Here is a 12,142-nt window from a genome sequence, read left to right as displayed (position 1 = left end):
ACCAAATGTAGAGACTCCTACTTTTAAAAAAGTTTTTTAATCTTATTATATCAAACTCATGTTAAAATATGTAGGATTTCTTTTCTATGATTTATCAAATTATCTCTTTGGCGCACGGCATTTTGGGTTTATTCTCTTCTTTATTTTTTGAAAATTTTTCTTTTCTGCCTGGGTAAAATTTTCAAAAAAATTGAATCCGTTTCATAACCGTATTCGGACTCAATTCCAATCGTAAAATCGGTTCGATTCTTCAAGAAGGTCGCTCCGAAACGGTCACCTTCTAATTCCGAAAGGCACCTGGTTTTGTTTTTTTCGAAAAAGATTTGAAATTTTTTCCAAAAAAAATCTTCGATTTTTGAAAGCGTATGGAAAGTTTTTTTCTGCCTGAAAACATCTCAGGTAAAAAATCCGGACGAACCTATATCAACCCAGTCCGGGAAACGAATGTCGTAGAAATAAAGGAGAAAGAAGATCGGTGCCTATAACAAAATATGAATTTTTAAAGATTCTTCCACGTATTTTGATGTTTAGAGCAAATTTAAAATGAAATTTTTTCCGATTATAAATCGATGAATCAATCTTACTAAAAACCCTCACTTAAAATCTTAGAATAAATCAGTTACAGTCATTCAGTAAGTTCGTAACAAAACGCGGGGAAGCTCCCGCAGATTTGAGTGGTTGGATTTTAAATGACTTCGTTGTTCAATTTCTGTTGGGATTACTAAGTGCCATATATAATAGATGTCGGGAATTCCAAATTTTAAAAGCGGCTTTGTATCAAAATTCACGATATATTATAGTCAGGATTTAGTAAAACAGACTCTAAGTTGATGATTCGCTTTAGGATACGCCCTAAAGTTCTACCCTAAAAAATATAAAAGCTGATTTTGAATTTATCTCGGCTTGACTTGAGGAGTTTTAATAACAGTAGTATTTATATTTTATTAATATTCTTATTTATTAATATTAGTAAAATATTCCGATCCTTATCGGTGTTGCATGTGATCTTGATCGTTTTTAAGGGAGACGACTTTTTTTAGTTCCTTACAAAGAATTTTTGCGACTTGATAGTTCCGGAACCACTTTTTATCTGAGGGAATTAGGTTCCATTCCTTAATTTGATTTTTATCATTCAAGATCATTTCATAAGCAGATTGATAATCCTCCCAACGATCCTGAGTGGTTTGATCGGACGGATCGTATTTCCAATTTTTATTTGGATTATAAAGCCTTTCTTGAATTCTTTCTCGCTGTTCTTTTTTGGAAATATGTAGGAAAAATTTTAGAATAACGGTTTTGTTTTCTCTGGAAAGATGCTCCTCAAAATCCCGAATCGATTTCATTCTTTCTTTGATTCTTTTGACTGAAAGTTTGCTCTGGATGTTAGGCATTAATACGTCCTCATAATGAGAACGATTGTGAATGTAGATCATACCTTTTGGAGGAACAAATTTATGAATTCTCCAGAGGAAATCGAATTGTGTTTCTTCGGAATTCGGCTTTGCCCAGGATTTAACATAACAACCTTGGGGATTGATTCCCCCAAAAACGTGTTTTATCGTTCCATCTTTGCCTGATGTATCTACTCCTTGCAGAAGAACGAGAATCGAGTATTTTTTCTGAGCATATAATTTTTCCTGAAGATGAGAAAGGTTTCGAATGTATTTCTCCGTTTTTTGAAGAGTCTTTTCTTTGATTTTATTTTTCGGCGGAAGAGTGTCTATTTCCTTTAGACGCATATTATGGTTTCCTTATGATTATTTTTTGAATAAATCTATTATAGATAACGCGGACTTACGGACGGATCGAAAAATGGGCAACGAGGAAAGTTTCAAAAGTTGGAATATGAGATCCAATCCTTTATCGATTAAAAGTTCGGTTTTTCTTTTATGGAAGGATTGGTCGAAAAGCCAAACGTATATGACTCCGAGTTGAAAAAGCCAAAATAAAAAAGGAAGGTCCTGTTTTAAATCGGAAGAAAAAGAATTGTTCGAACCTGAAATTGCGTCTCTAAAAAGAGAAATCGCATCTTCCCGAATTTGTCGCGTTTCCTCGCTAAACGGGGAAAGAGGGTGGTTCGGGTCCCCTCCGTTTCGTGAAAGGACGTGTAAAAATTTTTCGTAACCCCTAAATTGCTCGAGTTTGAATCGAATTATATTTTTCACTCTCGCTTTGAGGTCGAAATCGGTTTTAGAAAATTCAATATTTTGAATATTTGCTTCTTCTTGAGTTGTTCTGTAAAACTCGAGAACTATTTCCTCCTTCGTTTTGAAGTGATAGTAAGAGGCTCCCACAGAGAGGCCGACCTTTTGGGCGACGATTCGCATCGTAGTTTTGTCATAACCTTCCTTTTGAAACAATAAAATTGCGGTTTTAAAAAGAAGAGACCTGGTTTGTTGTGATTTCCCGGTCTCTTTATGTGCCTTGGTCTTTTTCCGAATCATGCCGGGGCTTAGGTTTCTCCGAAGGTATTGGAGATTTTTTTTCTAAATTTTGCAAACAAAAATAGATTGAAAAAATGCATTGCTCCTAAGATCAAAAGAACGATTCCGACTTTTCTAGTCAAAATTTCGATACATTCCGCTAGATCCAAAGGTTTTTGACTGGAAGTCAAGGAAAGGCTTATGTAACCGATATTGATCAGATAAAATCCTACGATCAGAAGATGGTTCACGGAATCCGCGAGTTTTTCTTCTCCGCTGAACATTTTTACAAGAAAGATTCTTCCGTTATTAAAAAGCGTCCTTGCGACCCAGATTGTCATTAGAATGCCGATGATCAAATATCCGAAATAAAGACCGATCGTGTAAGGGCCGGAGTTCATTTTAGAATGTTCAATACCCTGAGCCGCCAAGAAAGAAACGACTGCGGTATTTTTATAGCGCGAAGCGACATCTAACGCATTTTCGCCGTTACGATTCGCATAATCCGCATAAGGATATCGGGAGTAATACAATTCCATAATCCTACTGTCCGGAATTTGAGCGGCAAAGTGGATGGGATAGTCCCCGGCATTATCGGGAGTCGGATCCATTTCAGATTCGTTTATCTTGGATAAAATAAATTTCAACATATTTGTGTTTCCGCTTTCAATCGCAAAAAAGACCGCACTTCTACCTCTGCTATCTTTTTGATCCAGTAACTCAGGTTCCAAAGAAAGCATCTTTTCCACCTGTATCAGATCGCCTGTACGTATGTTCTCGAAGAAATCGGCCCGGGAATTTGCCGAAGTCGAAATGGTGATTCCAAATAATACTGTCCAAAAAATAATCCGTTTCATAGTTAGCTCCAAAATTGAACATATTCAAATATTAAATCGAATACGTTTTGTTTGCAATCTAAAAAATGAACGCGTTTAAATTTATTCTTGTATCGCCGTACAAAAGACGCTTTTGACTTTCATCGTGTGCGATCTGCAATTTGAAGCAAGAAAGATAAAGTGTCTCAATTGCTTTCGCATTTGTTATACAGAATACTCGACTAAGACTTGCCAAATCCGTCGAGCGCTAATAGAAAGCGAGACGCTTGAGTTTCACAAAATGTGGAAACTACTACAATTTCTTTTGAGATTTTGAGACGGGCTCTGATATGGCGCCCCCATCCGGAGCCGTAAATATTTTTTCGCATTTTTTTTTAATCACCCAATAATTTAACTCGTTAGAGAAAAGCATTCGCGACGATTGATCAGACTGATATTCGCGGGTTGGATACCGCAGGATAATCTATACATCGGGAGCTGTTCTTAGTCTTAAAACGAAGGTCAAATTTGAAATTCAAATTTGCTTCAACACTGAGCCAACAAGTATTCCTCCTTTATCGTACATCTTCTCTAACGAATTCAATTATTGGATGAAACATTACTCTAACTCTATGCAACCAGATTCATCGCCGCCCAAAGAAATCCGGATAACTCTCTTGAAACTGCCGTTATTATTACCTGAGGAGTTTTTCCTCTTTGCTGTAGATTACGAAACTTCTTGTGTAATCTGAGAGATGCTTTTTCCGCCAAAGCAACAACTAACGCAGGTTGTCCCGATCTACGTGCGGTTACAATCTTACTTCCTGTTCCAGGGAAACGATGTTGCCAAGCTGCTTCTGTCAATATTCTTCGAAGTCTGGGACTTCCAGTTTTTGTTATCCCTGTTTGTTTTCTTTTGGAACCGCTGGAATATTCTCCCGGAACAAGTCCTAAAAAACTCATGAACGAACCGGCTGTTTTGAATCGTTTGAAGTCACAAACCTCACAAAGTAAAAACATTGCGGTTAGATAATCCACTCCTCGGAAACATCTTAATATTCCTACTTTCTCTCGATACGGTTCACTTTCCGCTATCTCTTGTATCCTCTTATCCATCGCTTTTAAATTCTCTTCTTGAACTCTTACCCGACTATAATAGTCGTTAAATGTCTCTTGAAGGATCTCATTGTTAAACTGTAGAGTGTTCAACCATTTGTTATGACTCACTGTCCAATACTTTGTTTTTGAATAAGTTATACCCTTTCTTAATAAGAATTTCATCAACCTCTGACGATTCCTTCCTAAATCCAAACGAAGGCTGTCACGGGATCTTAGATAATCCCTTACCGCTTCGTCCTCTTCACTCGGTACATGAATCGATTCTAATTCTCCACTTCGTAATAATTTTGCTAATTTGATCGCGTCTCTCTTATCCGTTTTGATCTTATCCGAACTTTGTCTTGGTATCTTTCCGGGTGCTACAAGGATACAGTTCACTCCCAAAGACTTTAGATATCTGTAAAGTGGATAACCGGTTACTCCCGCCTCGTAACAACTATGTATCTCGTTCCATTCTGATTTTAGTTTATTGACGAACTTTTTGATCTGAACCTCATTATGTTTTATCTGCTGTTCTTTTACTATTTCCTTTGTATTGCTCGTTAAATTCGCAATTCTGTTCGTTTCTTTGTGGACATCCATTCCTACATATACTTTTCTTTTCATTACGTTCCTTCTGTTGGTTTTCTTGTTTTGTGGTATATGCTTGCATCTAACCCACGCTTTTCAAGCCCAGAAGGGGCGCCATTTTGTCTTAAATAAAATTTGTTCAAAATTTTACCTTTAAACGGGAATTCGTTTCAAAATTCACGGTAATCTATTATATATAAGCATCTATTTTTTGAAGGGTCGCTTAAGAAGCTTTCGTTGCAAATAGAGAACGATAGCGGAATTCCTTTTGAAAAATGCTTGAGTCCGAGTTAGATATATCTATAATGGATATATGACAACCAAAGAGGAATCCGTTGAAGCAAAAGGGATTACTCCTGCAATGTTTCATATTCTCCTTTCTTTAGCGGAGGGACCACAACACGGATATGGAATTGGAAAATCGATAGAGACTTCTTCGGAAGGAAGTTTTCGCCTTGGACCTGGAACTTTGTATAGAACCTTGGAGTCGATTCGCGGTTTTGGTTGGATTCGATATTCGAAGAGAAAAATGCTGGAAAATGATGATCCAAGAAGGCTTTACTACGAGATCACTTCCGATGGAAAAGAAATACTCGTTTATGAACTTAAAAAGTTAGAAGTAGCCTTAAAAAAAGCGAAAAAGTTGAAGCTTTTAGGAAATTAAAAATGATTTTTCGATATTTTCAAATCCTCATTCAAGTTGTGTATCCTGCTTCTCATTCTAAAAAAATGAAGGATGCCCTTCAGATTCATTTAGAGGATTCTTATCGGGAGGGATCTTTTCGAATATTCTATTTATTTGATATTTTGGCTTCAGGTTTACAGGAGAGAATATCCAGTGAGATAAGATCGTTTCGACTTTTATGGGAATACGATCATCGCTCTGCTTTTGGGCTCATGATACTGATTCCGTGGAATTTATTTTTAGTTATGATTTTTGCAAGTTTGTTCGTAAGGGGCTCGGGATGGTTAAAATTCTTTCATGATTTTCCCTACAAAAGAAACGATTCCGCGGAATTCCTTCTTCTTTTCTTATTATTTCTTGCAGGAATCCTGCTTGTCCAAGATCTACTTCTTTTTAAAAAGAAACGATCCATTTTTAAGAGATACTCTTACATGTTCTATATAAATATGAGTTTGATAGTTCCTTTTTTTCTAATTTTAATTCTTTGAGGGTTTATGAAAATTTTCGCGCTGAGTATTTTAGTTTTGGGATTGTTGCTTGTTGTTTTTTTGTTTTACATGGGTGCGTTCGATCAAGTTCGGATTCAAGAAGAAACGAAAGGACCTTTTTACGTTCTTTCTCATGAAAGAGTTGGTGATTATAGAAACGTAGGTCTTATTTTTGAAGTGCTTCAAAAGGAGTTACCCGAAAAAGGAATCCGTGATTTTAAATTGTTCTCCATTTATTTGGATAATCCAAATGACGTTCCGAAGGAAAAGTTACGATGTGAAGTAGGTGCGCTTTTTGCGGAGCCATTGTCAAAAGTTCCCGAAGGACTTTCTTTGGATCTTAAAACAAGAACCATTCCTTCTCGAAAATATATCTTTGCGGAATTTCCTTTGAAAAATTTTCTTTCCATCTTTCTCGGAATCTACAAAGTTTATCCGAAACTTTTTAGAGCCTGCGAGGAAAGAGGTTGTGATCTAAAAGGGAGGGCATCAATGGAAATTTACGAACCTCTCACGGAACACAAGACAACGTATCTACTTCCTATAGATTGAAAATTTCTACGAAAACGAGGTCTTTACTTTTTTAAACGTAAGTCGCGTTCTTTTCGATATTGTCGATTGAAGCGGATAAGATGACAAATGGGAAAAAGATCATGATTCTGGCGTTTCGTTTACTGGTACATTTTGTAAAATGCGGGAATTGCTGTAATCTCGATTGATGAATCTTGATTTTATATCGCTTAAAAGATCGAAGAACTTTTGTAATTTAATGTGGGTTTGTAGAAAAAGTTTGGGTGAATCGTTCGCAAATTTCATAGTTGAAATGGCTCGCAATTTGAAACGCTTTCTTAAAAAGCGTTTCATTAAGTTTTTTCGTTCAAATTCTTTCGGAATTTCCACTACAATCCCTTTCGTATTTGTTATGCCGGCTCAGGTTAAATTAACGTGAGTTCGATAAGAAAATGAGAAAGAATTTTCTAAAAGTAGGAGTTCCTACAATTGTAAAATTTGTTCGTAAAATCGTGATTTGCGGTAATTTCCACATTTGAACAACCGATTTCGATCCTCTACGAAAAGTTAAGTTATATTAGAAGGAATGCATAGAGTTTAGAGAGGGATCTGTTGAATTTTTTATCGGAATGCAACGAAGGGCTATACGGTTGGAGCAAGCCATAAAAAATCGAGAAACGGATCCGTGGATTTTTTAGAATCGCACGGACTGCTATGGCCTAAGTTTATGAGCAAATTCTAAAATTCTTTTTAGAAATGAATCACCGATTTGAGACGTTCGGCGTTTCCTGAAAAACTCCCTACTTTTGAAAACGAGTGAGGAGAATTTATCAAATCCAGGTAACCGTCTCGATACGTGGACATATCCTTTTGAAGACTTGAAGAGTTTTTACCGGAAACGTCTGATAGTGCCGCTAAAGCGAACGTTTCAAAAGCCAAATCCGCGATGTAAATCCGGTTCAGATCCAATTCTTCTGAACTTGAATTGTTCAGCAATTCTTGTAAAAGTGTCGATTTTTTTCGAATCGTTTCCGCGGCTTTTGAATCCGTTATCTCTTCCACGTATCTGAAGAACGCTTTTGCCACCTTTTCTCTTTTAAATCCGCGAAGGACGTGTTCGCTTAACAGTAAATGTGTCCCTTCCCATGTCTCATTAATGATGGAATCGTTGTGTAATCTGGGAAGTACGGAGAAATCTCCCACAATTCCGTTACCGCCCAATACGAGGATTGAATTGTATGTAATCTCAGTGGAAGTAGCGGAGCATTTATACTTCAGAAGAGGAGCCAGTACTTCTCCTGCAAGTTTTAATGGTTCTGGGGTATGGAAATGTCTGAAGATGGAAGTCAACATTGCGGTGTGCTTGAGTCTTTGATCGCTTAGTTGTTTCAGTAAAGAAGGGAATTCTAATATTTTACTTCCATAGGCGGTTCTGAATTTTGCGTATTCGTAGGCCTCCATCCAAGCCCTTCTAGAAATTCCAGAAGCCGCAAGCGATACGTGCAATCTAGAAATTCCGATCACATATTTCATAAGATTTGCGATTCCGTGAGTAGGTCTTCCTAGAGCCTCTGCTTCGACTCCGTCATAAATGATTTCGACGGTAAGCTTTCCTCTGGAACCGATAATGTCTTTTTTGCGGAGAATATGATGTCCGTTTAACGTTCCGTCATCTTTGATTCTCGGAACTAAAAACATTCCGATCGTGTTTGTATCTTCAACTCTTGCTGTGGTCACCCAGAGATCTCCCGGATTGGAGCAGAACCATTTTTCTCCGGTAAGAATCCATTTACCGTTTTCCTGCTTCCTTGCGATCGTTCGATTTGCACTTACGTTGGAGCCACCGACTCTTTCGGTCACATACTGTCCCGCCATAAAATGAGAATCGCTTTTTTCTCCTGCGACAAGAGATAGATACTTTTCTTTTTGTTCGGGAGTTCCAAGCGCTTCTAAAACTTTGATCATACCTTCAGTCATTGCAAGCGGGCAAGTGACTCCTCCTTCTCCGTTTTGGTTGGCAAGATAGGCAAGCGCGTAACGATGCAAGTCAGTGAAAGGGTGTTTCCAGGAGGAATGGTAATTGAGATTAACGATTCCATAGTCATAGGAAATCTTCCTGGAAAGTTTTTGTTCGTTAGAATACACCACCGCATCGATTCGATTTCCCGTTCGATCGTATTTTATGACTTCTCCGTATTTTCCTTCTTTGTGGGAAGCTTCCGTGAGTTCGTCGAGAACTCCTCCTACTAAGGCACCGTAGCCTAAGAGATGTTCGATCATCGCTTTCTTATGTGGGACATCATAATCTTTGGAATATTTTTCCACAAGTGTCTGTAATACTCGGTCCTCTTCGTAAAAATTCTTTCCTCGATTGCCGCGATAATTCGAAATATCAAAAGGCGCAAGGCCTGGATTCGCGGTTTGATTTAAAGGATACTGCATCATTCTCTCCTAATTCGCTAAATTTTTTTAGAAGCGAATCACTCTATCTTTGACTTTTAAAAGGAAATTCTTTGGAAAGTATAAGTCCACCTTCGTTTTCAAGCGAGCGAAAAAAGGGAAAGAAACTCGGGTATTTATTCAAGAACGGATTCGATTACAACTTTTCGGAAATACTAAACAGGATTGTATATCTATCTTCCGGGACAAAGTGGAAAGTTTTTCAGATAGACTATAATCGAATTTCTAAAGTGGGAATTTTCGTTCAAAGAGGGGTTTCTTTTAAAATCTGTTCTCTGAATTGGATCGTAAGAATTTTTTCCCGCAATGTAAAAAGTAAATTCGGATCTTCCAGTTTGGCTCCGTTGGAGGTTTGAAGATAAAAAGAATCGTATGCATAATCGGCGCTGGTCGATACTCTCAGATAACGAACTTTTAAATCCAGATAAAGAATGATTTGGAGAATTCTATAAACCAGACCTACGACGTCTGGCATTCTTACTTCCATGATGGTTACATCCGGAAGATCGTCGTTATAAAATAGAACTGATCGATTGATTATACTTTCCGGAGTGGGCTTTCGTGGATTCCAATCAGTCCTTTCAAAGGCGATACTTTCCCGTTTCAAATTTCCGGAAGAAATTGACTTTAGTTTTGCTTCGATTCGATCTAATTTTTCGTTCGGAAGATTTCCACCCCCGGTTGAATCCGTCAGTTGGACCGTCGTGATCCAATATTCTCCGAAAGTATAACTTTTCATTCCTAAAAGACTGAGACCCTCGGAGGAAACGGTGCAGGATAAATCCAAGAGAATCTCGGGTTGATTTGCAGTTACCACGTCGATCGTTACGAAGGCCGGATCTTGTTCCGTTTCGAATTTCATTCCAAAAGATGGGTTTTGCACAAGTGTTCCGATCGATTTAAAATTTCTTAATATTTTACGATTGGATACCGTATTGAGATACGAGGAGGGTAGTACTTCATCCGCGAATGCGACGATGGATTTGATGATGTCTTCGTCTAGATCTTCTTTGGCGAGGAGATAACTCCTTAAATTCTCCAACTGAATGCTTCGGGTAGGACCTGTTTCCCCAAAATCATCCTTTGAGTCGCTTGCGAAATACGGAATCGTATTTTGATAGAGAGTGTTTAGTATCGAGCTCTTCCAGTTGGTAAGAACCCCTGTTCCTACTGATTTCGTGTCGATTACGGTAAGAATATAAAGTTTTCTTAATCTTTCTCGGTTCCCCACGATTCTCGCAAAATCCATGATTAGTTTCGGATCTCCTATATCTCTTTTAGAACTCAACTCCGACATAAGAGTGTGTTTTTCCACGAGAAAGCGGCAGAGATCCGTGTCTTCTTCGTCGAGTCCGAGTCTGTCTCCCACGGAAACTACAAGTTCGGCTCCATATTCGGAGTGGTCTCCTTCCTTTACTTTTCCGGCATCGTGAAGTAGGATCGCAAGGGCCAAAAGTTCAATCTTAGAACATTCCTTATATGCCTTTTGAACTTCGGTGTCTTCGAATTTTCCCTTATCCAGAAGGTCGAGTTCATGCAAAATCAATAATGTATGTTCGTCTACAGTGAATTCATGATGGTAGCTGAATAGAGGAAAATTGGTACAGGCTCCGAATTCGGGGAGAATTGCTCCTAAAACTCCGGATTCGTGCATCAACTTTAAAACCCTTCCTCTCTGAGAAGGGGTTCTTAAAATTTTTAAGAATTCTTCGTTTACTTCGGAAGCATATTTAAAGTCGTCGTCCAAAAAATTCGCCGCAAATCGAAATTCGTTTAACAACGTTCCGGAGATCTGCACGTTCTTTTCCTGAATCATTCTAAAAGAATGCATGATGTCCCGATAGATCGTATGTGGGTTTGTGAATAATGTTCCGATCACGGGTGGAAAAACAGTATCTCCGATCCTAAAAAAGTGAAGATCTTCGTAGGAGAAACTTTCGCCTTTGGAATTTTTTCTTTTTTCGATAATGGAATCCAAATAAGTACGGATAATGAAGTAGATGTTTTTCTGGTGGCGATACAAGGTATGCATGAATTTTTCAACGGAAGAAAGCTCTTCTTTTTTTCCGTAACTTAGGTATTCTGCAACTTCTTGCTGAAGACTAAGATCTAAACGATCTGTTTTTCGAGCAGTGAGCATGTGCATCGCGATTCTTACCCGTAGGATGAAATCGTAAGCTTCTTGGAGAAGTTGTATTTCTCCTCTTTGAAAAACCGGAAGTATGGATAATCCTCCTATAGAAGGAAGATTTCGGACGGATTTTTCCATCCAAAACATATATTGGATGTCCCGGAGTCCGCAAAGGTCCGTTTTCAAATTCGGTTCGCTTAACAAAATGGGACGTTCTTCGTTAAGAAACCGGGAGGTTAAAATCTCCTCTTTGATTTCGTTGTAACGTTTTGTCCATTTTACGGGAAGTTTTTCCAGAAAATCAGTTTTAAACTTTTCGAATAAGGTTTTAGATCCCGTAAGAAAACGAGCATCTAGAAAGGCGTGATAAGAAGACATATCGTCCAAGTACCGAAAACATTCCTTAATCGTTCTACAGGAATGCCCGACTACTTTTCCGGAGTCATAGAGATATGTGTTGATTTTGGATATAACTGATTCTAATCTTTGTTCTTTGATTCCGTTGTGTAGGTAGAGTAGGTCGATATCGGAATGAGGAGCCATTTCCATCCTTCCGTATCCTCCTAACGCGACGATGCAGAGTTTGTCTTTGGATTTTAATCCGACTTTGGAACTTTCAAACTTGGAAAGAATAAAGGAATCTACGATATGAGTCAATTGTCTGGATACGAGTCGGCCGCCGACATTCTTGCTCTTTTCCAAGAGTCTCTGAAAACTGTATGCGATATCCAATTGTAAAGGCATATAATAAACCGTCTTAAAAAGACAAACGAAAGTGCAAACGCTCAGAAAACTAAAAGTTTTCCCCGAGAGGTGGCTCTAAATAAAAAACCAAATCTGAATATATTCTATTTAAAGTTCTAATTAGGAATATTTGGTTTCTATAATATACAAATCTGCAATCACATTTACCGGAAAGACCTAATTAACGTAAATTTGGT

General features: G+C 38.0%; 9 protein-coding genes and 1 pseudogene. 4 read left to right on the top strand and 6 right to left on the bottom strand.

Annotation, left to right across the window (positions count from 1 at the left end; translation table 11 throughout):
- Positions 1-203: 203 nt before the first annotated feature.
- Positions 204-445: pseudogene (locus LEP1GSC190_RS21190) on the top strand (DUF1564 family protein); the annotation flags it as partial.
- A 541-nt stretch (positions 446-986) separates the two neighbouring features.
- On the opposite strand, the gene LEP1GSC190_RS14475 reads toward LEP1GSC190_RS21190, so the two are convergent.
- The 4 genes from LEP1GSC190_RS14475 to LEP1GSC190_RS14460 form a co-directional block, all read right to left on the bottom strand.
- On the bottom strand, positions 987-1,739 hold the full coding sequence (locus LEP1GSC190_RS14475) for a PPK2 family polyphosphate kinase (RefSeq protein ID WP_002749745.1): 753 nt from the start codon (positions 1,737-1,739) through the stop codon (positions 987-989).
- 18 nt (positions 1,740-1,757) lie between these two features.
- A complete protein-coding gene (locus tag LEP1GSC190_RS14470) occupies positions 1,758-2,444 on the bottom strand; it encodes a TetR/AcrR family transcriptional regulator (protein ID WP_002749752.1) in 687 nt (228 codons plus the stop codon).
- 8 nt (positions 2,445-2,452) lie between these two features.
- Positions 2,453-3,280 (bottom strand): ankyrin repeat domain-containing protein, encoded by an 828-nt coding sequence (locus tag LEP1GSC190_RS14465; RefSeq protein ID WP_002749744.1) that lies wholly within the window; start codon positions 3,278-3,280, stop codon positions 2,453-2,455.
- A gap of 588 nt (positions 3,281-3,868) precedes the next feature.
- Entirely contained in the window at positions 3,869-4,963 is a 1,095-nt protein-coding gene (locus LEP1GSC190_RS14460; protein ID WP_002749747.1) for an IS110 family RNA-guided transposase, read from the bottom strand.
- Between the two features lie 277 nt (positions 4,964-5,240).
- Here LEP1GSC190_RS14460 and LEP1GSC190_RS14455 point away from each other — a divergent pair, with 277 nt between their 5' ends.
- From LEP1GSC190_RS14455 to LEP1GSC190_RS14445, 3 genes are read left to right on the top strand one after another with little or no spacing between them, the layout of a single operon-like run.
- The gene (locus tag LEP1GSC190_RS14455; protein ID WP_002748893.1) at positions 5,241-5,591 is read left to right on the top strand and encodes a PadR family transcriptional regulator; all 351 of its coding nucleotides are present in this window, start codon (positions 5,241-5,243) and stop codon (positions 5,589-5,591) included.
- Between the two features lie 2 nt (positions 5,592-5,593).
- On the top strand, positions 5,594-6,100 hold the full coding sequence (locus tag LEP1GSC190_RS14450) for a hypothetical protein (RefSeq protein ID WP_002748902.1): 507 nt from the start codon (positions 5,594-5,596) through the stop codon (positions 6,098-6,100).
- 6 nt (positions 6,101-6,106) lie between these two features.
- A complete protein-coding gene (locus LEP1GSC190_RS14445; RefSeq protein WP_002748811.1) occupies positions 6,107-6,652 on the top strand; it encodes a GyrI-like domain-containing protein in 546 nt (181 codons plus the stop codon).
- 708 nt (positions 6,653-7,360) lie between these two features.
- Here LEP1GSC190_RS14445 and LEP1GSC190_RS14440 read toward each other — a convergent pair.
- Positions 7,361-9,052 carry an acyl-CoA dehydrogenase family protein gene (locus LEP1GSC190_RS14440; RefSeq protein ID WP_002748877.1) on the bottom strand — a complete coding sequence of 564 codons (1,692 nt, stop codon included), beginning with the start codon at positions 9,050-9,052 and terminating at the stop codon, positions 7,361-7,363.
- A 262-nt stretch (positions 9,053-9,314) separates the two neighbouring features.
- Positions 9,315-11,945, bottom strand: coding sequence for a [protein-PII] uridylyltransferase family protein (locus tag LEP1GSC190_RS14435; RefSeq protein WP_002748725.1), 2,631 nt, complete (start codon positions 11,943-11,945; stop codon positions 9,315-9,317).
- Positions 11,946-12,142 lie beyond the last annotated feature (197 nt).

This window comes from Leptospira mayottensis 200901116 (assembly GCF_000306675.2).
Lineage (GTDB): Bacteria > Spirochaetota > Leptospiria > Leptospirales > Leptospiraceae > Leptospira > Leptospira mayottensis.
Note: the sequence above shows the minus strand (reverse complement) of the source record. Positions and strands in the feature narration are given on the sequence as shown.